A 22,664-nucleotide genomic window follows, 5' to 3' on the forward strand; every position below is an offset into this window, starting at 1 on the left:
ACATCACTGCGGTCTGCCTGATAAACCGCGCCGTTTGCATCGCGAGCAAGCCCGCTCCCACAGGGTTCGTTGGGTATACTGCAACGTACTCTTGCGGCGCAGCTTTCCGATGATCACCACCTCCTCCGTTCCTCGCAGACCCCGCTGGCGCAGCCTGGCCTTGTTGGCGATATGCCTCGCGCCTTTGTTGTGGCCGCTGCAACACCTGGCCGAGCGCTATTACCGCAGTGAGCTGGCCGGGCAAAACCGCCAGACCCTCGACCTGTATGTCGCCAACCTGCTGGGCACGCTGCATCGCTATGAAGTGCTGCCGCAAATCCTCGGCGAACTGCCTGACCTGCGCGCCGTGCTGGCCAACCCCGACGACCCGCAAATCCAGGCCCGGGCCAACCAGCTGCTTGACGACATCAGCAACCAGACCGGCGCCGTGGTCATGTACCTGCTGGACACCCACGGCGATACCCTGGCCACCTCGAACTGGGACCAGAGCGACAGCTTTATCGGGCGCAATTTCGCTTTTCGCCCGTATTTCAGCGAAGCGATGGAAGGCAAGCTCGGGCGCTTTTTCGGGCTAGGTACCACCTCCGGCAAACGCGGTTATTACTTCGCGGCACCGATTCGCGACGGCGATAAAAAACTCGGCGTACTGGTGGTCAAGGTCGACCTGGACCACACCGAGCAATTGTGGGGCAACACCCCCGAGCAACTGCTGACCACCGACAGCAATGGCGTGGTGATCCTCACTTCGCGCCCGGAATGGCGCTTCCGTGCCACCCGCGAACTGTCGCCGCAAGAACGCCAGGCCATCTTCGCCATCCTGCCCTACCCGACCAGCGACCCAAAACCGCTGAACCTGGACCTCAATGCCTGGCTGGTTCAAACCCAAAAAATCGACGAGACCGGCTGGAGCGTCAATATTCTCGCCCCGCGCGTGCTTATCGACCGCTCGGTGCGCACGGTGCTGGCCATCGGTGGCGCCACCTTGCTGGTGGTCATGCTGCTAATCGGCCTGATGATGCAGCGCCGGCGCCACTACCTGGACCGCATCGCGTTTGAAGCCAAGGCCCGCCGCACCCTGGAAATGCGTGTGGCAGAGCGCACCAGCGACCTTGAAGGGCTTAACCGGCGTCTGCGTGAAGAGGTGCTGGAGCGTGAACATGCACAACAGGAGCTGGTGCGCGCCCAGGACGATCTGGTGCAGGCCGGCAAACTGTCGGCGCTGGGCACCATGTCGGCCAGCATCAGCCACGAACTCAACCAGCCGCTGGCGGCCATCCGCAGTTATGCCGAAAACGCCGAAGTGCTGCTCGACCACCAGCGTATCGACGATGCCCGCGGCAATCTCAAGCTGATCAACGAACTGACCGGGCGCATGTCTTCGATCATTGCCCACTTGCGCGCCTTCGCCCGCCGCGACCGCCATGCCCCGGAGAGTGTTGCCCTGCAGCCGGCGCTGGACGATGCCCTGGCGCTGTTGGCCAAGCGCCGACGCAGCATGGAGGTGGAGCTGATCCGCGACTTGCCCGCCGCCACGCTGTGGGTCGAAGCCGGGGAAACCCGCCTGCGCCAGGTGCTGGGCAACCTGCTGGCCAACGCCCTCGATGCCCTGACCGAAAAAGGCCCACCGCGACGCTTGTGGCTAAGTGCCCAATCCACGCCGGAGGGCGTCACTGTGTACATTCGCGACAACGGCCCGGGGTTTTGCATGGAGGCTCTGGGCCGTGCCGGAGAGCCGTTCTACACCACCAAAACGCGCACTCAGGGGCTGGGGCTTGGCCTGGCCATTTGTGACACGCTGATCCGCGCCTTTGGCGGCGAATTGCTATTTGCCAACCACAAGGAAGGCGGTGCTTTAATTACCTTGCGACTGCGCGCCGGTGCGCCGGGCGTGAGCTTGCAAGCTTCGGAGGACTCCAGGTCATGAGCCAGCCTATCGATCCACGGGTTCAGGTCATCCTGATCGATGATGACCCACACCTGCGCCAGGCCCTGTACCAGACCCTGGACCTGGCCGGCCTCAACGTGCTGCCGCTGGCCGAAGCCAACGGCCTGGCCGAGCGCATCGGCCGGGACTGGCCGGGGGTGGTGGTCAGTGATATCCGCATGCCGGGCATGGACGGCCTTGAGCTGCTGGCGCAACTGCATGGCCAGGACCCGGAACTGCCGGTGCTGCTGATCACCGGTCACGGTGATGTACCGCTGGCAGTGCAGGCCATGCGCGCCGGCGCCTATGACTTTCTCGAAAAGCCCTTTGCCAGCGATGCCCTGCTCGACAGCGTGCGCCGCGCACTGGCCTTGCGCGCCCTGGTGCTGGACAACCGCAGCCTGCGCCTGGCGTTGAGTGACCGCCAGTTGCTGAGCACGCGCCTGGTGGGGGTCTCCCCGATCATGCTGCGCTTGCGTGAACAGATCGGCGCGCTGGCCGCCACCAAGGCCGATGTGCTGATCCTCGGCGAAACCGGCTCGGGCAAAGAGGTGGTCGCCCGCGCGCTGCATGATTTATCGGCACGGCGTCACGGTCCGTTTGTGGCGATCAATGCCGGGGCCCTGGCTGAGTCCGTGGTTGAAAGCGAGCTGTTCGGGCATGAGCCCGGCGCCTTTACCGGCGCGCAAAAGCGACGTATCGGCAAGTTTGAATTTGCCAATGGCGGCACCCTGTTCCTCGACGAAATCGAAAGCATGAGCCTGGACGTGCAGGTCAAACTGCTGCGTTTGCTGCAAGAGCGCGTGGTCGAGCGCCTGGGTGGCAATCAACTGATCCCGCTGGATATCCGCGTGATCGCCGCCACCAAGGAAGACCTGCGCCAGGCCGCCGATCAGGGCCGCTTCCGTGCTGACCTGTATTACCGGCTCAACGTGGCGCCCCTGCGCATCGCCCCCCTGCGTGAACGGGGTGAAGACGTGCTGATGCTGTTCGATTACTTCGCCGGTGAAGCCAGCGTGCGCCACGACCTGACCCCTAACGTGCTGCAACCGGCACAGCGGGCACTGCTGCTGCGCCACACCTGGCCGGGCAACGTGCGCGAGTTGCAAAACGTCGCCGAACGCTTCGCCCTGGGCCTTGAACTGGCACTGGATGACTCCGCAGATGGCCAGCCGGCAACGGGCAATGAAGTGGCGGGTGGCTTGAGCGAGCAGGTCGAGCATTTTGAGAAAAGCCTGATCGCCGCCGAACTTGAGCGCTCCCACAGCTCCATGCGCAGCCTGGCCGAGGCCCTGGGTGTACCGCGCAAAACCCTGCACGACAAACTGCGCAAGCACGGCCTGAACTTCGACAGCGCCAGCCATCCCCACCCTGATGAACTTGATTAAAGAGGCCGCAGCATGAACCGCGACAGTCGTTATCTGGAGTCAGTTCTTCACCACGACATCCCGCTGACCCGGGAAATGGGCCTCAAGGTGCTGGGCTGGCAAGACCGCCAGTTGCGCCTGCAATTGCCGCTTGAAGCCAACATCAACCACAAGAGCACCATGTTCGGTGGCAGCCTGTATTGCGGTGCGGTACTGGCCGGTTGGGGCTGGCTGCATTTGAGCCTGCGCGAAGCGGGGATCGAGGACGGGCATATCGTGATTCAGGAAGGTCATATCAGCTACCCGCTGCCGGTGACCGAGGACGCCATTGCCGTATGCGATGCGCCGGATGATGGGCCGTGGAACAAGTTTTTAGCCATGTACAAACGCCACGGCCGGGCGCGGCTGACGCTGGACACCCGGGTGATCAATGCACAAGGCGGGGAAGATGCGGTGAAATTCAGCGGGCAATATGTGTTGCATCGCTAAGTCGGTTTTTGTGGGAGCGGGCTTGCTCGCGATGGCCGCGGCGCGGTCTGGCTGAAGGACCGCAGCGTTTGCATCGCGGGCAAGCCCGCTCCCACAGGCTTGGACTAGCGTTGCGCCACGTCCAGCAATTTTTCGCGCCACGGCGCCTTTGCAGGCAACGCCAAAAACGATTCATTGAGCAACGACGCCCGGGCCGGATAACTGAACGGCTCGCCATCCAGTTGCAGCACCACACCACCGGCACCTTCCAGCACACCCTGAGCCGCCGCCGTGTCCCACTGCGAAGTCGGGGCCAGACGCGGATAACAATCCGCCGCCCCTTCAGCCAGCAAACAGAACTTCAACGAACTGCCCACACTGACCAGCTTCAATTCACCCAGATGCTCACTCAACCCGGCCAACAAGCGTTCCTGCTCAGGGCTGGAATGGCGGCGGCTGGCGACCACGGTCATCGTTTCACCCGCAGGTGGGGAGTTGCGCACGCTGATAGGCACCACTGCATCACCGTCCGCACGCCAGGCGCCCAACCCTGCACCACCGTAGTAGCAACGGCCACTGGTGGGCATGGACACCACGCCGAACACCACGCGACCCTGCTCGATCAACGCGATGTTGACGGTGAACTCTTCACTGCCGGAAATAAATTCCTTGGTGCCATCCAGCGGGTCGACCAGCCACCAGCGCGTCCAGCCGGCACGCACACTTTGCGCGATATTGGCGTCTTCTTCCGACAGCACCGGGATGCTCGGGTCCAGTGCGGTCAGGCCATCGAGCAAAATATGATGGGCGGCCAGGTCAGCGGCGGTTACCGGCGAATCATCGGCCTTGGCGGTGACTTCAACGCCGGCACGCCAGAACGGCAGTATCGCGTCGCCAGCGGCATGGGCCAGTTTGATCACGCCTTCAAGCAGGGGATGGGGCAAACCGCTCACGGCTGGAACACTCCACGCTGGGTCAGCAGATCGCGGGCCAGATACAGTGCGGCCAGGGCACGGCCCTCGCTGAATTGCGGGTTGAGCACCAGGCTCGACAATTCACGCAGATTCACCCGATCAACGCGCATCGGCTCAGGCTCGTCGCCCTCCAGATGTGCTTCATAGAGGTCAGTGGCCAATACCACCTGGATTTTCTGGCTCATGTAACCGGGCGACAGGGACAGCTCGGTCAAATGCTCAAGCTGGCGAGCACCGAAGCCGGCCTCTTCCTTCAGCTCGCGCTCGGCGGCGGCCAGCACGTCTTCGCCCGGCTCGATCAGGCCCTTGGGCAACGACACTTCATATTCATCAGTGCCGCCACAATACTCCTCGACCAGGATCGCGTGTTCCGCATCGATCATGGCCACAATCATGACTGCGCCATAGCCATTGCCGCGCCCCACCAACCGTTCGTAAGTGCGTTCAACGCCATTGGAGAAGCGCAGCTGCACTTCTTCGACCCGAAACAATCGGCTACTGGCAACAATTTCACGGGCAAGTACGGTGGGTTTTTGGCGCATAGCGGCTCCTCAATATGAACGGGGTACTATACCCCGGCTTATCCGATTGTCTGTGTCGGAAATTTTTACCTGTGGGAGAAGTTTTGCATGACCGTTTTACCTTGGCGCGACATCGATACCGTGCTGCTCGACATGGACGGCACGCTGCTCGACCTGCATTACGACAACCACTTCTGGCTGGAGCACCTGCCCCAGCGCTATGCCGAGTTGCATGGCATCAGCCGGGCGATGGCGGATCTGGAGCTGACGCCGCTGTTCGAGGGCAACGCAGGCCAGTTGAAGTGGTATTGCCTGGACTTCTGGAGCCAGGAGCTGAAAATCCCGGTGCGCGAACTCAAGCTTGAGACCGCTCATCTGATTGCCCTGCGCCCCGACGCCGACACTTTTCTGGCGGCCATCAAACAAGCCGGCAAGCGGGTGATCATGATCACCAATGCGCACCGTGATTCGCTGTCGTTGAAGATGGAGCGCATCGAACTGGCTCCGTATTTCGAGCGTTTGATCAGCTCCCACGACTACGGCTACCCCAAGGAAAGCCCGGCGTTCTGGGATGCCCTGCAGGCTGATATCGGCTTTGACCCGGGCCGCAGCCTGTTTATCGACGACACCCTGCCGATACTGCGCAGTGCCCGTGATTTCGGCGTGGCCCACTTGCTGGCAGTCAAACAGCCCGACAGCCAGAAAGGCCCGAAAGACACCGCGGAATTTGCCGCTCTGGGCGACTATCGCGAGTTGCTGGAAGGGCTGTGACCCCCTGAACCGTGGGAGCGGGCTTGCTCGCGATGGCAGCGGCGCGGTCTAACTGAATGACTGCGGCGTCTGCATCGCGAGCAAGCTCGCTCCCACCGGGTGCTGTCGGGTTACTCAGGAATACGCAGCGTCTGGCCCGGGTAGATTTTGTTCGGGTCCTTGAGCAGCGGCTTGTTGGCTTCGAAAATCTTGTTGTACTGGTTGGCGTTGCCGTACACCTGCAGCGAAATGGCACTCAGGGTGTCGCCCTTTTTCACCACCACAAAACGCGAAGCCACAACGGCCGGGCCTGTGACCGTAATCTGGTCTTCAACACTGGCCACGCCTTCGATATTGCCCGCCGCCAGGATGATTTTTTCTTTCTCTTCCTGGGTCGCCACCTCACCGCTGACCGTCACTTTGTCACCGTCCACCGTGGCGGTAATATTGGGGTTGCCCAGGCCCACTTCCTGCACATGTTTCTTGAGTTCCTCACCCGCATTGGCGTTGCCCGGTGTCAGCAGGTTGATCAGTTTCTCGCCGGCTTCTTTCACAAAGCTGAAAATACTCATACATCACGCTCCTAGGGTTGGAAGATCCAGACCCCAGAGCGTAGACCATCATTGGCACCAGCAAGCGCGTTAGAATCGCGCACTGAAATGCGCCCGGAGCGACGATGGACATCAAACAGCTGAAATTCCTTATTGCCCTGGATGAAACCCGGCATTTCGGCCAGGCCGCCGCCCGTTGCCATATCACCCAGCCCACCCTGTCCATGCGCTTGCGCAGCCTGGAGCAGGAACTGGACCTGCAACTGGTCAATCGCGGCCAGCGCTTCGAAAGCTTTACCGCCCCCGGCGAGCGGGTGCTGGCTTGGGCCCGCACCGTACTGGCCGCCTACGACGGCTTGCAGGCCGAAGCCGCGGCCTGTCGCGGCAACCTCATCGGCACCCTGCGCCTGGGGGTTGTGCCTCTGTCCAGTTTTGACCCCCTGCCTTTGTTGCAGCACTTGCACCAGCAACATCCCGAGCTGCGGTTTGAACTGTCGGCACTCAGTTCCGGGCAAATCCTCGAACAACTGGCCAGTAACCAGTTGGACCTGGGCGTTTCCTACCTGGAGCGCCTTGACCATGAACGTTTCGACGCCCTTGCCCTGGAAGAAACCCGCATGGGCCTGCTTTACGACCAACGGTATTTCAGCTTTGGCGAAGCGCCCCTGAGCTGGGAGGCGTTGACCACACTGCCGCTGGCCCTGCTCAGCAGCGGCATGCACTTTCGCCAGTCCATCGACCACAACTTCCACAGCCGCGGCCTGACACCGCAACCCCTGCTGCAAACCGATGCCGTTCATCAACTGTTACAAGCTGTCCACGGTGGCTTGTGCTGCGCCGTCATGCCCCTTGAAGGAGGCCTGGAAGCCCTGACCGAGCACCTGCGCCTGCACCCCATTGAAGACGCCCGCACCCTGGCCCGACTGGGTTTGATCATGCGCCGCGAGGCCCCGCGCTCGGCCCTGGCCGAAGCCTGTTTTGCGTTCTATGCGAAATCGCCAAACCCCTCATGATCGACGCCATCTATCAATAGATCAGCACTGACGATTAGACGCGACACGGTGTCGCGCCTAGGCTTAAGGCTCAATTGATTGTCGGTATCGCCTTATGAACGCCAAGCGCCCCCTGTGCGCGGCGCCTGCCATTGCTGCGTCCGCGCCTGCTGCCAGCCAGAGCTATGACTACGTCAACCTGGACCACAGCGGGGGTGCGCAAACCGCACTGGCTGAAGAGGTCGCCCTGGCGATTGCCTATAACGGCATCAGCCAGGCCGTGATGCTGGTCACCCCCACCGACCTTGAAGACTTTATCGTCGGCTTTAGCCTGGGCAGCGGCATCATTCAAGACCCCAGCGAAATCTACGACCTCAAACTGACCGGTGCAGGCTCTGCGCAATATGCCCAGGTCGAAATTGCCAGCCGGGCGTTCTGGAACCTCAAGCAGCAGCGCCGCCAACTGGCCGGCACCAGCGGTTGCGGCCTGTGTGGCGTGGAAGCAGTGGAGCAGGCCTTGCCGGATCTGCAGGTCTTGCCCGGTGCGCCCTTGCCGCCGGCACAGTGGCTGGAAGGCCTGCGCCAGCGCATCAGCGACTTTCAACCCCTGGGCCAGCACTGCGGTGCCGTACACGCTGCCGTTTATATGGATGGCCAGGGCCAGTTGCTGCTGGGCCGCGAAGACATCGGCCGGCACAACGCCCTGGATAAATTGATCGGCGCACTGGTACGCCAAAACATCGACCTGACCGGCGGCGCGGCAATCGTCACCAGCCGTTGCAGCCTGGAACTGATTCAAAAAGTGCTGCGCGCCGGTATCCAGACCCTGATCAGCCTGTCCTCGCCCACCGGCCTGGCGCTGCAGTGGGCGCGGCGGCACAACCTCAACCTTATTCATCTGCCACAAAAAAGCGCGCCACGGGTCTACAGCCCCGCGCAGGAGAAGCAACCGTGAGCATCCACCATCAAGCCGATAAAACCCCGACTCCCCGCTACAAGCCCTACAAAGGCCCGGCCGGTGGCTGGGGCGCGCTGATCAGTGTGGCGCAAGCCTGGTTGACCAGCGATAACGCGCTGAAAAACCTGCGCATGATGCTCAAGACCAACCAGAACGGCGGCTTCGACTGCCCGGGCTGCGCCTGGGGTGACTCGCCGGAAAGCGGCCTGGTCAAGTTCTGCGAGAACGGCGCCAAGGCGGTGAACTGGGAAGCGACCAAGCGTCGCGTCGATGCCGCGTTTTTCGCCAAACACAGCGTCAGCGCGCTGCTGGAGCAAAGCGATTACTGGCTCGAATACCAGGGCCGCCTGACCGAGCCCATGAGCTACGACCCGGAAACCGACCGCTACACCCCCATCAGTTGGGATGCGGCTTTCGCCTTGATCGCCAGGCACTTGCTCAACCTGGCCAGCCCCAACGAAGCCGAGTTCTACACCTCGGGCCGGGCCAGCAACGAAGCGGCGTATTTGTATCAATTGTTTGTGCGCGCATTTGGCACCAACAACTTTCCGGACTGCTCGAACATGTGCCACGAGGCCAGCGGCGTGGCGTTGGCGCAAAGCATCGGGGTGGGTAAAGGCACCGTGACGTTCGACGATTTCGAGCACGCCGATGCAATTTTCGTATTGGGGCAAAACCCCGGCACCAACCACCCGCGCATGCTCGAACCGCTGCGCGAAGCAGTCAAACGCGGCGCCCAGGTGGTGTGCGTCAACCCGCTCAAGGAGCGCGGCCTGGAACGCTTCCAGCACCCGCAGCACCCGCTGGAAATGCTCACCAACGGCGACCGCCCGACCAATACGGCCTACTTGCGCCCGGCACTGGGCGGCGACATGGCGTTGCTGCGCGGCATGGCCAAGTTTTTGTTGCAGTGGGAGCGCGATGCCCAGGCCGCAGGCGAGCCGGCGGTATTCGACCACGCCTTTTTGAATGAACACACGGCGGGCGTTCTGGATTACATCTCCAGCCTCGATGACACCTCGTGGGATCACATCGTGGAGCAATCGGGCTTGCCTTTGGTGGATATCGAACGCGCCGCCCGCATGTACCTCAAGGGTAAAAACGTGATCATGTGCTGGGCGATGGGCATCACCCAGCATCGGCACTCGGTGCAGACCATCCAGGAAATCGCCAACCTGATGCTGTTGCGCGGCAATATCGGCCGCCCCGGCGCCGGCCTTTGCCCGGTACGCGGCCACAGCAACGTGCAGGGCGATCGCACGATGGGCATCAACGAGCGCCCGCCGGTGGCCTTTCTCGATTCGCTTGAACGCCGTTTCCAGTTCAAGGTGCCCCGTGACAACGGCCATAACGTGGTTGAAGCCATCCACGCCATGCTTGAAGGCCGCGCCAAGGTGTTTATCGGCCTGGGTGGCAACTTCGCCCAGGCGACACCAGACAGCCCGCGTACTGCGCAAGCGCTGCGCAATTGCGAGCTGACCGTACAGATCAGCACCAAGCTCAACCGCAGCCACCTGATGCACGGCAAAGAAGCCCTGATCCTGCCATGCCTGGGCCGTACCGACATCGATATCCAGGCCGAAGGCCCGCAGGCGGTCACGGTGGAAGACTCGTTCAGCATGGTCCACGCCTCCAATGGCCAGTTGCAGCCACTGTCGAACCAGATGCGCTCGGAGCCCGCGATCATTGCCGGTATTGCGGCGGCCACATTGGGCGCACACCCGATTGACTGGAACTGGGTGGTCGCCGACTACCGGCGCATTCGCGACCTGATTGCCGACACCATCCCGGGCTTCAAGGACTTCAACACCCGCATTGAGCACCCAGGCGGTTTCTATCTGGGCAACTCCGCCGGTGCGCGGGTGTGGAATACGCCGTCCGGGCGCGCCAACTTCCGCCCCAACGTCCTGCCGCAAGACTTGGTGGACGCCCGTACCCGTGCCACCGGAAAACAGCCGGACCTGATCCTGCAATCGATGCGTTCGCACGATCAGTACAACACCACCATCTATGGTCTCGATGACCGCTACCGTGGGGTCAAGGGCCAGCGTGACGTACTGTTCGTCAATGAAGCCGACATCATCCGCCTGGGCTTCAAGCCGGGGCAGAAGGTCGATATCGTGTCGATCTGGGATGACGAGCATGAGCGCAGGGTGAAGAACTTCACCTTGCTGGCCTTCGACATTCCTGCCGGGCAAGCCGCGGCTTATTACCCGGAGGTCAACCCGCTGGTGCCGCTGGAGAGCACGGGCGATGGTAGCCATACGCCTACGTCGAAGTTTGTGGCGATTTGCCTTGAGCCGGCCAGCCCGTCGGCGTTGATCATGGCCAAGGCCAGCTAAGCACTTTTTGTTCGTTTGTGGTGGGAGCGGGCTTGCCCGCGATGGCATCGCCGCCCAATACCTGACAGACCGCGTCGCTTGCATCGCAGGCAAGCCAGCTCCCACAGATTATGCATGGCCAGCAGAATTCACGGCTTGCAGGATCATTGTGGGAGCGGGCTTGCCCGCGATGGCATCGCCGCGGTTTGACCGTCATCCCGCGGTGCCTGAATCGCGGGCAAGCCCGCTCCCACATTCAAGCAGCGCGCCTCTGAACTGCGGCCACAAAAAAGGCCGTTTTCCTACGAAAACGGCCTCACCGAACTAGCTAACAGACCGGCAAAATTCGATTAAGTTCCCCAGTAAAAACAACAACTTATAGAATTGTGTACAACTCGTGCTACTCGTCGGATTTCGATTGTCACCAACCGCTTGCAGCCTCAGGATCGCGCCGTCATCTCTTTGAGGCTCATTTATGAAGCTCACCTCGATTCTCTTGTTGTCCCTTGGCCTGGTCAGTGGCGTAGCCTCGGCCGGTGGCACCACCGAAGCCGGTGTAGGCGGCGCATTAGGCGGGGTTCTTGGCGCCGTTGTTGGCCAACAGCTCGGCGGCTCGACCGGTTCTGCGATTGGTGCAGGTGTGGGTGGTGCGGCAGGTAGTGCCGTAGGTGCCGACAAACGCAGCCGTGGCGAAGCAGCCATTGGCGGCGCACTGGGTGCTGCAGGCGGCAACGTGCTGGGCCGCAGTGTCGGCGGCAGCACAGGTGCCCTGGTAGGCTCGGCCGCTGGCGGTGGTGCCGGTGGCGCGCTGGGTAACTACATGGGCAATAAAAGCGACAGCGACGATCGCCGCTATCGCGACCGCGATAACCGTCGCTACTACCGCGACGACCATCGCGGCCGTGGCCACGCGTATGGCCATCGCAAAAACAAGCATCGTCACAACGACTGATGCGTAAAACGGGAGCCGCAAGGCTCCCGTTTTTTTTGGCCTGCGCCAGCTCCAGGCAAATTGTTTCAATGCATTACGCCCGCCTGTTTTGGCCCTGATCATGCAATCTGCATGCACCGAAAAAACCAGCCATTTGCAAGCCATTGAAAGGTATGGAATTACCTGCAGGCATACGGTTGGCACATCCCCTGCAATGACCTGAATGAACGCTGCACTTCCTACCATTCAGGAGCACAACAACAATGATCGGGACCACTGAGCACTATCCCGCAGCCCTGCAAGATTCCTCTGGCCAATCAGGTGTTTCCTGGGCCGCGATCTTTGCCGGCGCTGCCACTGCTGCCGTCCTTTCCCTGCTGCTGCTGATGCTGGGCGCGGGGCTTGGATTTTCTGCCGTCTCGCCTTGGGCCAATGAAGGCGTGGGCGCCAAGGGCCTGGGCATTACCGCCATTATCTGGCTGGCGGTCACCCAGATCATTGCTTCCGGCATGGGTGGTTATCTGGCCGGTCGCTTGCGGGTCAAGTGGACCAACTTGCATGGCGATGAAGCCTACTTTCGCGACACCGCCCATGGTTTTCTGGCTTGGGCCGTGGCCACGCTGGTCACTGCTACCCTGGTTGCAGGCTCGGTCAGCAGCGTAATCGGCAGCGGCGTGCAAGCCGGGGCCAGCGTGGCTTCAGGTGCCGCATCGGCGATCAGCAGTGCAGCCGGCAGCGCCGCCGCGGGCAAGAGCGATAAAGGTTCGGACTACTTTATCGACAGCCTGTTTCGCGATGATCGCGGTACCGCTGTCAGTGAAGACGCCGCTCATGGCACCGTGGCGCGCATCTTTGCCCACAGCCTGGCCAATGACGGCCAATTGAGCAGCGAAGACCGTACCTACCTGGCCCAGATCATCGCCCAGCGCACTAACCTCAGCCAGCCTGAAGCCGAACAACGGGTCGACCAGGTTTACGCCAAGGCCCATCAGGCCGTTGAAGAGGCCAAGGTCAAGGCCAAGGAAGCTGCTGACACGGCCGCCAAAGTCGCCGCCTGGTCCACCCTGTGGATGTTTATCACCCTGCTGATCGGCGCTTTCTTTGCCAGCCTGTGCGCCACCTTCGGCGGCCGTCGCCGCGATGCCGTGATCTATCTGACCCCCACCACCACAACCCCGCTGGTTTAACTCGGGCTATCCGCTGACTGGAGAATAAAATGCGCTCACTTCTGCTGTTTTTCCTCGGTATTCCAATCCCGATCATTATTCTGATTGCGCTGTTTGTTCACTGATAACACCGCGCAACCTCTGCCGACGGCCTTCCTTGCGAAGGCCGTTTTGCGTGCAGGGCTTCAGACTGGCAAGCAGGTGGTGGACTTGATCTCGGACAACGCCACTATCGAGTTCACCTCTTGGATGCCTGGCACCATCGACAGTTTTTCAAAGAAAAACCGCTCATAGGCCTCAATATCGGCTGTCACGATGCGCAGCAAAAAATCCACCGCACCCATCAGCACATAACACTCCAGCACTTCGGGAAAACCACGGATCGCGTCAGTAAATTCGGTGAAGTTTGAGCGACCGTGGGCATTAAGTTTGATCTCGGCAAAAATTTGCGTGTTGAGGCCGATTTTCTTGCGATCGAGCAACGTCACCTGGCCACGAATGATGCCTTCGTCCTTCATCCGCTGGATCCGCCGCCAGCAAGGTGATTGCGACAGCCCCACCTTCTCCGCGATCTGCGCACTGGACAGCGAAGCGTCCTCTTGCAGCAGGGCCAATATGCGGCGGTCGTAAGCATCCAGCTCGCTTTGCATAGAAATACCTTTGAATGAATAGTTTGAGACTTGAACAAGTCTATTTATCGTCAATTCAAAGCATCTTAGATAAAAAAATTCCCGCGCGACGTGTAAATATTTCCCCAGCCTGAACTGGAGCCCTTGCATGCCGCATCTGGAAGTCATCACCCCCTCACCTCGCCCCGACGTCTGGGCCAGCCATGCCGCGCCTTGCCAGGTGCTGTTCCGTATCCAGGCCGAAGCCGATGCCGACGTGCTGTGCCGGGTGCTCAACCTGTTTGCCTTGCAGCAACTGATCCCTCAGCACGTGCAAGCGGTCCGCGATGGGGACACCTTGAGCATTGAAATTCGCAGTCACGAGCAGAGCTGGCACCGTGCCCAGATCATTGGCGAAAAACTGCGCAACCTGATCAGCGTTTTCGACCTGCAGCTGCAACCCGTGCCGGCCGCCAAGGACCCGGCAATGCAAGCCTGCGGGTAATAGTTCGCAACCATTGGCGGCCGGCAGGGCACCGCAGCGCAACTAGGCTTTAAAGGTTCATGGCCGGACAAGGATCTGTCTGCGCCGATGCCTCAAGGAGCCGTTATGCGCATCACCCCCTCCCATGACCGCTGGCTGGACCTCGACACTCTGTTATCCGCGCTGCTGGGGCAAAACCGGATCTCGCAACGTTGCGCCGAGCAGGCCTTGCGGCGCAGTCATGAAGCACCCGCCGCCCTGCACCCTCTGGTATTTCTTGCACAGCAACAATTTTGCGATGGCGGCCGGGACGGCAAGTTGCTCGACCTTGAAACCTTAACGGCCTGGCTTGCCAACCATGCCGGGCAACCCTACCTGCGCCTTGACCCGCTCAAGGTGGATGCCGCCACAGTGACCGGGGCAATGTCCCTGGCCTTTGCCCAACGGCATGGCATCATCGCGGTGGCGGCCGATGCCTCAGCCATCACGATTGCCAGTGCCCAGCCCTGGGTCAGCAGTTGGGAGGCCGACTTGCGTCACTCGCTCAAGCGCCCGATCCGGCGGGTCATTGCCAACCCCCTGGAAATCCAGCGCCTGAGCGTGGAGTTTTTCCAGCTGGCCAAATCGGTCACAGGGGCTGCGCTCAACGACCAGAAAACCAGCCCCCTGGCCAATTTCGAACAGCTGCTGACCTTGGGCACAGGCGACCGGGAGCCGGACGCCAACGACGCCCACATCGTCAATATCGTCGACTGGTTGTTTCAATACGCCTTTGAACAACGCGCCAGCGATATCCACCTGGAGCCCCGCCGAGAGAAGGCTGGCGTGCGTTTTCGCATCGACGGCGTGCTGCATGATGTTTACCAGTTCCCGCCACAGGTCGCCGTGGCCGTGGTCAGTCGCCTCAAGAGCCTGGGCCGGATGAATGTCGCCGAAAAGCGCAAGCCCCAGGACGGCCGGATAAAAACCCGTCTGCCGCAGGGTGCTGAGGTGGAGCTGCGGCTTGCCACTTTGCCCACCGCCTTTGGCGAAAAAATGGTGATGCGCATTTTTGACCCGCAGGTGCTGCTCAAGAGCTTCGACCAACTGGGCCTCAGCCCCGAAGACAGGCAACGCTGGCAGCAAATGACCACCCGCGCCAATGGCATTGTCCTGATCACCGGCCCCACCGGCTCAGGCAAGACCAGCACCCTGTATGCAACGCTCAAGCAACTGGCCACTCCCCAGGTCAACCTGTGTACTCTCGAAGACCCCATCGAGATGATTGAGCCGGCGTTTAACCAGATGCAGGTGCAACCCGGCATCGACCTGACATTCGCCAATGGCGTGCGGGCACTGCTGCGCCAGGACCCGGACATCATCATGCTCGGTGAAATACGCGATCTGGAGACCGCTGAAGTGGCCATTCAGGCCGCCCTGACCGGCCACCTGGTGCTCTCGACCCTGCACACCAACGACGCCCCCAGCGCCATCAGCCGCCTGCTGGAACTCGGGGTCGCGCCCTATTTGATCAAAGCCACCTTATTGGGGGTGATGGCCCAGCGGCTGGTGCGCACCCTGTGCCCTGACTGCAAGGCCGCGCAGCCGCTGAACCCGGACGCCTGGTCGGGCTTTGCCCCGGGCTGGGCCCATGCAACCCCCATAACGGTGTACCGCCCCGTGGGCTGTACCCAGTGCCGGGCTAGCGGCTACCACGGGCGCGTCGGTGTGTGCGAAATCATGGTATTGAGCGAACAGCTCAAGGCACTGATTGGCCCGCAGACTGACCTGACCGCCATTCGTCAGCTGGCAAGCGCTCAAGGCATGCTCAGCCTGAGGCTGGCAGCCGCTCACAAAGTCGCCTCTGCCGCGACCTCCCTGGAAGAAGCACTGCGAGTTACCCCCGCGTAGTTGAATTGTTTTGACTAAAATCTAATCAGCCTGGCAATTTTCTTGATCGTTACACTCGGCGTTCGTTTGTTTCTTACACCTCAAAAACAAGGAATGATCATGCAAGTGGGTACAGTGATCCTGTTATTTGTCGCCCTGGCTATCGCCGTGCTCTTCATGGGCTTCAAGGTGGTGCCGCAAGGGTATCAATGGACGGTGGAGCGCTTCGGGCGATACACCAACACCCTGAAACCGGGCTTGAACATCATCATCCCGGTGATGGACCGCATCGGGCGCAAGATCAACGTAATGGAAAGCGTGCTGGATATCCCGCCGCAAGAGGTGATTACCGCCGATAACGCCACGGTACAGATCGATGCCGTGTGTTTCTTCCAGGTGGTCAACACGGCGCAAGCCGCCTATGAGGTCAACAACCTCGAGCATGCCATTCGCAACCTGCTGCAAACCAATATCCGCACCGTGCTGGGCTCTATGGAGCTGGATGCCATGCTTAGCCAACGTGATGGCATCAACGAAAAACTGCTGCGCACGGTCGATGAAGCAACGGCGCCGTGGGGCATCAAGATCACCCGTATCGAGATCAAGGACATCAGCCCGCCAGCCGACCTGATGGCCGCCATGTCCGGGCAAATGAAAGCCGAACGTATCAAGCGTGCGCAAATTCTTGAGGCTGAAGGGCTGAGGGCCGCAGCCATCCTGACGGCCGAAGGCAAAAAACAGGCGCAAATCCTCGAAGCCGAAGGCGGTCGCCAGGCGGCGTTCCTGGAATCCGAAGCCCGTGAGCGCCAGGCCGAAGCCGAAGCCCGGGCCACACAAGTAGTGTCAGAAGCCATTGCCTCAGGCAACGTGCAGGCGATCAATTATTTTGTGGCGCAAAAATACATCGATGCGTTGGGCAAGCTGGCTTCTGCCAACAACAGCAAGGTCATTCTCATGCCGCTGGAGGCCAGCCAGGTGATCGGCGCGGTGGGTGGCATCAGCGAAATCGTCAAAGCCACTTTTGACAGCAAAAAGGCCTGATACATGTGGGAGTTCCTGCAACACCTGAACTACTGGGACTGGCTGGCGCTGGGCACGGTGCTGCTGATCCTGGAAGTATTCGGCGCCGGTGGTTACCTGCTGTGGGCAGGTCTGGCCGCCCTGATGGTGGGAGCGTTGACGTTCCTCGCCCCAGGGCTGCCCTGGACACTGCAGCTGCCCCTGTTTGGCGTGCTGGCGATCCTCACGGCAGTTTTCTGGTGGCGGCGCCAGCGTGGCGCTGGCGAAAGTGGCGACCAGCCGAACCTCAACCGTCGCGGCCACGAACTGATCGGCCGTACCTTTATCGTGCAACAGGCGATTGTTGAGGGCCGGGGCAAAATCAAGGTGGGCGACAGTGTGTGGATGGCCATAGGGCCGGACGCCGCCGTGGGCACACCGGTGCGCGTGACAGGGCAAAACGGTGCGGTGCTGAGCGTCGAAATTGTGCCTTGAGGTTACGGAACTCCGGGGGGCTAAATACAATCCAATTCGATAGCTAACCTATTCGGAGTCACCGTCATGCGTCTTAAATATGCTGTAGCCGCTATTGCCTTGCTGTCCCTTCCTGTTGGCTCTGCGATGGCCGACAGCTTCTGGCGCAATGTGCTGTCCTCCGGTGCGACGACCGGGTCCACCTACCTGACGTTCAAAAAAGACCGCAAAGTCATTGCCGCTCAAGATGACGCGGGCAGCTTTGTGGCCAGCAACGGTTCGATCCGTGGCCCGTACCTGGAGTCGGCCATGCAGCAAGTGCGCGCTGACAACCCGAACCTGAAAGTCAGCGACATGGATCTTGCCAACGCGATCCTGGCTAAAAACGCTTCAGCGGAGTAATTATCTCCATCTGTAGCAGCTGCCGAAGGCTGCGTCCGGCTGCGAAGCAGTCGTAAAAGCTGTTCCCACGGTGTGTCTGACACAGTGCGATTGCAGACTTTACGACTGCTTCGCAGCCGGACGCAGCCTTCGTCCCTCGGCAGCTGCTACGCAATACACACCGGGGCCCTTGCGGTTCAGCCGCCATACAGAATTTTCACCCGAGGTGAGCGATCCTGCGGGTATGATCTTGGGCGCTATGCTAGTGCTCTACGATTAACCCATTTCACTCACATCGGACGTCCTGCCTCTATGAGCTCGCTGCCTTTCCTGCCGTTTTCCAAACCCTCTATCGATGAAGCCACCATTGCTGCCGTGGGCGACGTGTTGCGCTCGGGCTGGATCACCAGCGGGCCCAAGGTTCAGGCATTCGAAGCGCAATTGTCCGAGTACTTTGGCGGGCGCCCGGTGCGCACCTTCAACTCCGGCACTTGCACCATGGAAATCGCTCTGCGCATCGCCGGTATCGGTGCTGGCGATGAAGTGATCACTACGCCGATTTCGTGGGTCGCCACGGCCAACGTGATTATCGAAGTCGGCGCCACGCCAGTATTTGCCGATATCGACCCGGTAACCCGCAATATCGACCTGAACAAGCTCGAAGCAGCCATTACCCCGCGCACCAAGGCCATCATTCCGGTGTACCTGTCAGGCTTGCCGGTGGACATGGACGCGCTCTACGCGATTGCCAAAAAACATAACCTGCGCGTGGTTGAAGATGCGGCTCAAGCCCTGGGTTCCAGCTGGCAAGGTGAGCGCATTGGCGCACGCGGCGACTTCGTGTCTTTCAGCTTTCAGGCCAACAAGAACATCACCTCATCCGAGGGCGGTTGCCTGGTACTGAACAATGAAGAAGAAGCACGACTGGCCGAGAAATATCGCCTGCAAGGCGTGACCCGTACCGGTTTCGACGGTCTGGATGTCGATGTGCTGGGTGGCAAGTTCAATATGACCGACATTGCCGCTGCGATTGGTCTGGGCCAGTTTGCCCATATCGAAACCATCACCGCCCATCGTCGGGCGCTGGCCAAGCATTACTTCGAATGCTTCGGGGCGGATTTTGAGGCTGAATACGGCGCGCAACTGCCAGTGGCGGACTTCAACAACACCAACTGGCACCTGTTCCAGCTTGTGCTGCCTGAGCGCAAGGACGGCCAGCCTGCACGCGCAACCTTTATGAAGGAAATGCAGGCGCTGGGTGTGGGCATCGGCTACCACTACCCGCCGATTCACTTGCTGAGCCTGTATCGTGCGTTGGGCTTTAAGGAAGGTATGTTCCCGGTGGCCGAACGTGTCGGGCGCCTGATCGTGTCGTTGCCGATGTTTACGGCGATGACCAAGGCCGATGTAGAGCGTTCGGTGGCGGCAGTAAAAGCAGTCTTGAGCGCCGCATAAGGCGGCATGTGGGAGCGGGCTTGCTCGCGATACGGCTCACGCGGTCTGTCAGGTAAACCGCAGTGAGACCCTCGCGAGCAAGCCCGCTGCCACAATTATCAAGCCGATATTACTCGCCGATGGCTGCCTTGTAGCCCTCAGCGTCCAGCAGTTTTTCCAGCTCGGCGGTGTTGCTTGGCTTGAGCTTGAAGATCCAGCTGGCGTACGGTTCGGTGTTCAGCGACTCCGGGCTGTCAGCCAGGGCTTCGTTGACGGCAATCACTTCCCCCGATACCGGCGAGTAAATGTCAGACGCGGCTTTTACCGACTCCACAACGCCTGCGGTATCGCCTGCCGCAAACACTTTGCCGACTTCGGCCAGTTCAACAAACACCACATCCCCCAAGGCTTCCTGAGCGTGATCGCTGATGCCGACGGTAACCGTGCCATCTGCTTCCAGGCGTGCCCACTCGTGACTTTCAGCAAAGCGCAACTCGGCAGGGATCAGGCTCATATTCAGTGTCCTCAAGAAGAAATGTCAGCGGCGCGCACTCAGTGCACGCCCGCCAGTAAACGTTAGATCAAGGCTTTGCCAAGACGTACAAAAGTCGGTTTGACTACGCGAACCGGGTACCACTTGCCACGAATTTCGACCTCGGCACGGTCAGCCGTTGCCATCGGAACTCGCGCCAGAGCGATCGATTTGCTTAGCGTAGGAGAGAAACTACCACTGGTGATCTCCCCTTCGCCAACATTGGCGATGCGAACCACCTGGTGAGCGCGCAAAACACCACGCTCTTCAAGCACCAAACCCACCAGTTTGAGCTGCACGCCACCGGCCATTTCGGCCTCCAGCGCTTCGCGGCCCACGAACTTGCGCGAGGCAGGCTCCCAGGCGATGGTCCAGGCCATATTGGCGCAAAGAGGGGAAACAGACAGGTGAATATCCTGCCCGTAGAGGTTCATGCCGGCTTCCAGACGCAGGGTGTCGCGGGCGCCCAGGCCGATAGGTGAAATACCGGCACCCACCAGATCGTTGAAAAAAGCCGGGGCCTGATCGGCAGGGAGCACGATTTCAAGGCCATCTTCGCCGGTGTAACCGGTGCGGGCGATAAACCAGTCGCCGCAGCTCTGCCCTTCAAAGGGCTTGAGCTGCTGGATCAACTGGCCACGGGCCTGGCTCACCAGTTCGGCGACTTTATGCCGCGCCTGTGGCCCTTGGATGGCCAGCAGGGCCAGCTCCGGGCGCTCCTGCAATTGCACGTCATAACCGCGGGACTGCGCCTGCATCCAGGCCAGATCCTGATCGCGGGTGGCGGCATTGACGATTAGCCGGTAACCGTCGGGCATCAGGTAGACGATCATGTCGTCGACCACGCCGCCCTGCTCGTTGAGCATGGCGCTGTACAAGGCGCGGCCGGGGGTGTTCAGGCGTTCGACATCATTGGCCAGCAAATGCTGCAACCATTGCTTGGCCTGTAGCCCGGCGATGTCGATCACGGTCATATGCGAGACATCAAAAACCCCACAGTCGCGACGCACCTCATGGTGCTCCTCAACCTGCGAGCCGTAATGCAAGGGCATATCCCAACCGCCAAAATCGACCATTTTCGCGCCCAGGGCGAGATGCAGGTCATACAGAGGCGTACGCTGTCCCATGGGTTTCTCCTTCCGGGCTTGGCGAAGGTGCGGACAGGCTGCGGAGCATTTCAAGCCAAAAAAAGTGGCTTTCTTACATCACGCAGAAACCTGGCCTGACAGACAGACCGCACCGAATGCCGCGCATTGTAGCCGCATGCAGGAGGACTGGCACCTAACCGATGCGATGGGCCGAGCGTCGGATCAAACCGATGACCGGTAACAAACCGACCAGCACCAGGGTCAAGGCAGGCAGCGAAGCCCGCGCCCATTCGCCCTCGCTGGTCATCTCGAAGATGCGCACGGCCAGCGTATCCCAGCCAAACGGGCGCATCAGCAAGGTCGCCGGCATCTCCTTGAGCACATCCACAAACACCAGCAGCGCAGCGCTCAAGGTGCCCGGCAGCAGCAACGGCAGATACACTTTGAAAAACAGTCGCGGACCACTGACGCCCAAACTACGGGCTGCTTCAGGCAATGAGGGACGAATACGCGCCAGGCTGTTTTCCAGCGGGCCGTAGGCCACGGCAATAAACCGCACCAGATATGCCAGCAGCAGGGCCGAGAGGCTGCCCAGCAACAAGGGCTTGCCCGCGCCACCCAGCCAGCCCGAGACCGGGATAACCAGTTCGCGGTCCAGATAACTGAACGCCAGCATGATCGACACCGCCAGCACCGAGCCCGGCAAGGCATAGCCCAGATTCGCCAGGCTGACCCCGGCACGGATGGCCGGGGTGGGTGCCTGCCGTCGGGCAAAGGCCAGCACCAGCGCCACGCTGACCGTAATCAGGGCTGCCATCGCGCCCAGATACAAAGTGTGCAGGATCAAGCCGGTGTAACGCTCATCCAGGTCAAAGCGCCCGCGCTGCCAGAACCACACCACCAGTTGCAGCATCGGGATCACGAACGCACAGGCAAATACCAGCAGGCACCAGCCGCTGGCCAGCCACGCCTTGGGACCGCGCAGGTGATACAGGGCGCTGACCCGTGGCCGTTCGTTACCGGCCCGGCTGGCCCCGCGAGCGCGGCGCTCGCCATAGAGCACCACCATGACCACCAGCAACAACAGGCTGGCCAGTTGCGCCGCCGTCGACAGGCTGAAAAAGCCATACCAGGTTTTGTAGATGGCGGTGGTGAAGGTGTCGAAATTGAACACCGACACGGCGCCAAAATCGGCGAGGGTTTCCATCAACGCCAGCGCCACACCTGCGCCAATCGCCGGGCGCGCCATCGGCAACGCGACACGCCAGAACGCCTGCCACGGGCTTTGCCCAAGCACCCGCGCCGCTTCCATCAGGCCTTTGCCCTGGGCCAGAAAGGCCGTGCGCGCCAGCAGGTAGACGTAGGGGTAGAACACCAGGATCAGTACGATGATCACCCCCCCCGTGGAGCGCACCCGGGGCAGCCGCAGGCCCATGCCGAACCATTCACGCAGCAGGGTCTGGACAGGCCCGGCGAAATCCAGCAAACCGACAAACACGAACGCCAGCACATAGGCGGGGATCGCAAACGGCAGCATCAGCGCCCAGTCCAGCCAGCGCCTGCCGGGGAACTCACACAGGCTGGTCAACCAGGCCAGGCTGACGCCCAGCAGCGTGACGCCGATGCCCACACCCACGATCAGGGTCAGGGTGTTGCCCAGCAGGCGCGGCATCTGCGTGTCCCACAAGTGGCTCCAGATCTGGGTATCAATGCTTTGCCAGGACAGCAGCAGCACGCTCAGCGGCAGCAGCACCAGGGCAGCAATGACAAAAACCAGCGGGTACCAGCGACGTTGGGCAGGATGGGCCACGAAAAACTCTCGGAGGTGGATGGGACAATGCGAAAACAAATGTGGGAGCGGGCTTGCTCGCG

General features: G+C 61.0%; 22 protein-coding genes. 15 read left to right on the forward strand and 7 right to left on the reverse strand.

All coding sequences use genetic code 11. The features are described from left to right. The first annotated feature begins 109 nt into the window (after positions 1-109). The 3 genes from BFC21_RS17360 to BFC21_RS17370 are packed head-to-tail and all read left to right on the forward strand — an operon-like array spanning position 110 to position 3,780. On the forward strand, positions 110-1,924 hold the full coding sequence (locus BFC21_RS17360) for a sensor histidine kinase (RefSeq protein ID WP_095004384.1): 1,815 nt from the start codon (positions 110-112) through the stop codon (positions 1,922-1,924). Next, complete coding sequence (locus tag BFC21_RS17365) at positions 1,921-3,312, forward strand: sigma-54 dependent transcriptional regulator (RefSeq protein WP_095004385.1); 1,392 nt, start codon at positions 1,921-1,923, stop codon at positions 3,310-3,312. Before BFC21_RS17360 ends, BFC21_RS17365 begins: the two co-directional genes overlap by 4 nt. Positions 3,313-3,324: 12 nt before the next feature. Beyond that, positions 3,325-3,780 (forward strand): YiiD C-terminal domain-containing protein, encoded by a 456-nt coding sequence (locus tag BFC21_RS17370; protein WP_088378496.1) that lies wholly within the window; start codon positions 3,325-3,327, stop codon positions 3,778-3,780. A 104-nt stretch (positions 3,781-3,884) separates the two neighbouring features. Here BFC21_RS17370 and cysQ read toward each other — a convergent pair whose 3' ends face one another. Together cysQ and nudE are read right to left on the reverse strand one after the other, a co-directional pair. Beyond that, positions 3,885-4,712 carry a 3'(2'),5'-bisphosphate nucleotidase CysQ gene (cysQ, locus tag BFC21_RS17375; RefSeq protein WP_120266396.1) on the reverse strand — a complete coding sequence of 276 codons (828 nt, stop codon included), beginning with the start codon at positions 4,710-4,712 and terminating at the stop codon, positions 3,885-3,887. Then, positions 4,709-5,275, reverse strand: coding sequence for an ADP compounds hydrolase NudE (gene nudE, locus BFC21_RS17380; RefSeq protein WP_120266397.1), 567 nt, complete (start codon positions 5,273-5,275; stop codon positions 4,709-4,711). Before nudE ends, cysQ begins: the two co-directional genes overlap by 4 nt. 87 nt (positions 5,276-5,362) lie before the next feature. Here nudE and yrfG point away from each other — a divergent pair, with 87 nt between their 5' ends. Next, positions 5,363-6,025 carry a GMP/IMP nucleotidase gene (gene yrfG, locus BFC21_RS17385; RefSeq protein WP_016783056.1) on the forward strand — a complete coding sequence of 221 codons (663 nt, stop codon included), beginning with the start codon at positions 5,363-5,365 and terminating at the stop codon, positions 6,023-6,025. Positions 6,026-6,135: 110 nt separating this feature from the next. Here the strand turns inward: yrfG and lysM are convergent, their stop codons facing one another. Next, entirely contained in the window at positions 6,136-6,576 is a 441-nt protein-coding gene (lysM, locus tag BFC21_RS17390) for a peptidoglycan-binding protein LysM (RefSeq protein ID WP_016783055.1), read from the reverse strand. A 104-nt stretch (positions 6,577-6,680) separates the two neighbouring features. Between lysM and BFC21_RS17395 the strand changes: the two genes are divergently transcribed. The 5 genes from BFC21_RS17395 to BFC21_RS17420 all read left to right on the forward strand — a co-directional run bounded on the left by BFC21_RS17395 (position 6,681) and on the right by BFC21_RS17420 (position 12,944). Beyond that, positions 6,681-7,568, forward strand: a complete 888-nt coding sequence (locus BFC21_RS17395) for a LysR family transcriptional regulator (RefSeq protein WP_088378498.1) — start codon at positions 6,681-6,683, stop codon at positions 7,566-7,568. A gap of 94 nt (positions 7,569-7,662) precedes the next feature. Then, the gene (fdhD, locus tag BFC21_RS17400) at positions 7,663-8,502 is read left to right on the forward strand and encodes a formate dehydrogenase accessory sulfurtransferase FdhD (RefSeq protein ID WP_088378499.1); all 840 of its coding nucleotides are present in this window, start codon (positions 7,663-7,665) and stop codon (positions 8,500-8,502) included. After that, entirely contained in the window at positions 8,499-10,847 is a 2,349-nt protein-coding gene (locus BFC21_RS17405) for an FdhF/YdeP family oxidoreductase (protein WP_120266398.1), read from the forward strand. Before fdhD ends, BFC21_RS17405 begins: the two co-directional genes overlap by 4 nt. A gap of 454 nt (positions 10,848-11,301) precedes the next feature. Beyond that, positions 11,302-11,778, forward strand: coding sequence for a glycine zipper domain-containing protein (locus BFC21_RS17415; protein WP_016783051.1), 477 nt, complete (start codon positions 11,302-11,304; stop codon positions 11,776-11,778). A gap of 242 nt (positions 11,779-12,020) precedes the next feature. Continuing rightward, entirely contained in the window at positions 12,021-12,944 is a 924-nt protein-coding gene (locus tag BFC21_RS17420) for a hypothetical protein (RefSeq protein WP_088378501.1), read from the forward strand. A gap of 164 nt (positions 12,945-13,108) precedes the next feature. On the opposite strand, the gene BFC21_RS17425 is transcribed toward BFC21_RS17420, so the two are convergent. After that, a complete protein-coding gene (locus tag BFC21_RS17425; RefSeq protein ID WP_016783049.1) occupies positions 13,109-13,573 on the reverse strand; it encodes an Lrp/AsnC family transcriptional regulator in 465 nt (154 codons plus the stop codon). 127 nt (positions 13,574-13,700) lie between these two features. Between BFC21_RS17425 and BFC21_RS17430 the strand changes: the two genes are divergently transcribed. From BFC21_RS17430 to BFC21_RS17455, 6 genes are all read left to right on the forward strand, one after another. Then, positions 13,701-14,036: a hypothetical protein gene (locus BFC21_RS17430; protein WP_088378502.1), complete on the forward strand. Its 336-nt coding sequence runs from the start codon at positions 13,701-13,703 to the stop codon at positions 14,034-14,036. Between the two features lie 105 nt (positions 14,037-14,141). After that, positions 14,142-15,905: a GspE/PulE family protein gene (locus BFC21_RS17435; protein WP_120266400.1), complete on the forward strand. Its 1,764-nt coding sequence runs from the start codon at positions 14,142-14,144 to the stop codon at positions 15,903-15,905. Positions 15,906-16,004: 99 nt separating this feature from the next. Next, complete coding sequence (locus tag BFC21_RS17440) at positions 16,005-16,925, forward strand: SPFH domain-containing protein (protein ID WP_088378504.1); 921 nt, start codon at positions 16,005-16,007, stop codon at positions 16,923-16,925. Between the two features lie 3 nt (positions 16,926-16,928). After that, positions 16,929-17,378, forward strand: a complete 450-nt coding sequence (locus BFC21_RS17445) for an NfeD family protein (RefSeq protein WP_120266401.1) — start codon at positions 16,929-16,931, stop codon at positions 17,376-17,378. Between the two features lie 66 nt (positions 17,379-17,444). Next, positions 17,445-17,759: a DUF2388 domain-containing protein gene (locus BFC21_RS17450; RefSeq protein WP_016783044.1), complete on the forward strand. Its 315-nt coding sequence runs from the start codon at positions 17,445-17,447 to the stop codon at positions 17,757-17,759. Between the two features lie 291 nt (positions 17,760-18,050). Beyond that, positions 18,051-19,193 (forward strand): DegT/DnrJ/EryC1/StrS aminotransferase family protein, encoded by a 1,143-nt coding sequence (locus BFC21_RS17455; protein ID WP_088378505.1) that lies wholly within the window; start codon positions 18,051-18,053, stop codon positions 19,191-19,193. A gap of 109 nt (positions 19,194-19,302) precedes the next feature. Here BFC21_RS17455 and gcvH read toward each other — a convergent pair whose 3' ends face one another. From gcvH to BFC21_RS17470, 3 genes are all read right to left on the reverse strand, one after another. Further along, on the reverse strand, positions 19,303-19,686 hold the full coding sequence (gcvH, locus tag BFC21_RS17460; RefSeq protein ID WP_088378506.1) for a glycine cleavage system protein GcvH: 384 nt from the start codon (positions 19,684-19,686) through the stop codon (positions 19,303-19,305). 62 nt (positions 19,687-19,748) lie between these two features. After that, complete coding sequence (gene gcvT / locus BFC21_RS17465; protein ID WP_086799384.1) at positions 19,749-20,831, reverse strand: glycine cleavage system aminomethyltransferase GcvT; 1,083 nt, start codon at positions 20,829-20,831, stop codon at positions 19,749-19,751. Between the two features lie 154 nt (positions 20,832-20,985). Next, positions 20,986-22,602, reverse strand: a complete 1,617-nt coding sequence (locus BFC21_RS17470; protein ID WP_088378507.1) for an iron ABC transporter permease — start codon at positions 22,600-22,602, stop codon at positions 20,986-20,988. Positions 22,603-22,664: the final 62 nt, after the last annotated feature.

This window comes from Pseudomonas sp. TMW 2.1634 (genome assembly GCF_001703595.1).
GTDB classification, from domain to species: domain Bacteria; phylum Pseudomonadota; class Gammaproteobacteria; order Pseudomonadales; family Pseudomonadaceae; genus Aquipseudomonas; species Aquipseudomonas fragi.

Coding starts and splice junctions, on each gene's coding strand:
- BFC21_RS17365 (WP_095004385.1), top strand. CDS start 1,921: ATGAGCCAGCCTATCGATCCACGGGTTCAGGTCATCCTGATCGATGAT.
- BFC21_RS17395 (WP_088378498.1), top strand. CDS start 6,681: ATGGACATCAAACAGCTGAAATTCCTTATTGCCCTGGATGAAACCCGG.
- BFC21_RS17450 (WP_016783044.1), top strand. CDS start 17,445: ATGCGTCTTAAATATGCTGTAGCCGCTATTGCCTTGCTGTCCCTTCCT.
- yrfG (WP_016783056.1), top strand. CDS start 5,363: ATGACCGTTTTACCTTGGCGCGACATCGATACCGTGCTGCTCGACATG.
- gcvT (WP_086799384.1), bottom strand. CDS start 20,831: ATGGGACAGCGTACGCCTCTGTATGACCTGCATCTCGCCCTGGGCGCG.
- BFC21_RS17360 (WP_095004384.1), top strand. CDS start 110: ATGATCACCACCTCCTCCGTTCCTCGCAGACCCCGCTGGCGCAGCCTG.
- BFC21_RS17445 (WP_120266401.1), top strand. CDS start 16,929: ATGTGGGAGTTCCTGCAACACCTGAACTACTGGGACTGGCTGGCGCTG.
- fdhD (WP_088378499.1), top strand. CDS start 7,663: ATGAACGCCAAGCGCCCCCTGTGCGCGGCGCCTGCCATTGCTGCGTCC.
- BFC21_RS17440 (WP_088378504.1), top strand. CDS start 16,005: ATGCAAGTGGGTACAGTGATCCTGTTATTTGTCGCCCTGGCTATCGCC.
- BFC21_RS17425 (WP_016783049.1), bottom strand. CDS start 13,573: ATGCAAAGCGAGCTGGATGCTTACGACCGCCGCATATTGGCCCTGCTG.
- BFC21_RS17420 (WP_088378501.1), top strand. CDS start 12,021: ATGATCGGGACCACTGAGCACTATCCCGCAGCCCTGCAAGATTCCTCT.
- BFC21_RS17435 (WP_120266400.1), top strand. CDS start 14,142: ATGCGCATCACCCCCTCCCATGACCGCTGGCTGGACCTCGACACTCTG.
- BFC21_RS17415 (WP_016783051.1), top strand. CDS start 11,302: ATGAAGCTCACCTCGATTCTCTTGTTGTCCCTTGGCCTGGTCAGTGGC.
- BFC21_RS17430 (WP_088378502.1), top strand. CDS start 13,701: ATGCCGCATCTGGAAGTCATCACCCCCTCACCTCGCCCCGACGTCTGG.
- gcvH (WP_088378506.1), bottom strand. CDS start 19,686: ATGAGCCTGATCCCTGCCGAGTTGCGCTTTGCTGAAAGTCACGAGTGG.
- nudE (WP_120266397.1), bottom strand. CDS start 5,275: ATGCGCCAAAAACCCACCGTACTTGCCCGTGAAATTGTTGCCAGTAGC.
- BFC21_RS17455 (WP_088378505.1), top strand. CDS start 18,051: ATGAGCTCGCTGCCTTTCCTGCCGTTTTCCAAACCCTCTATCGATGAA.
- lysM (WP_016783055.1), bottom strand. CDS start 6,576: ATGAGTATTTTCAGCTTTGTGAAAGAAGCCGGCGAGAAACTGATCAAC.
- BFC21_RS17370 (WP_088378496.1), top strand. CDS start 3,325: ATGAACCGCGACAGTCGTTATCTGGAGTCAGTTCTTCACCACGACATC.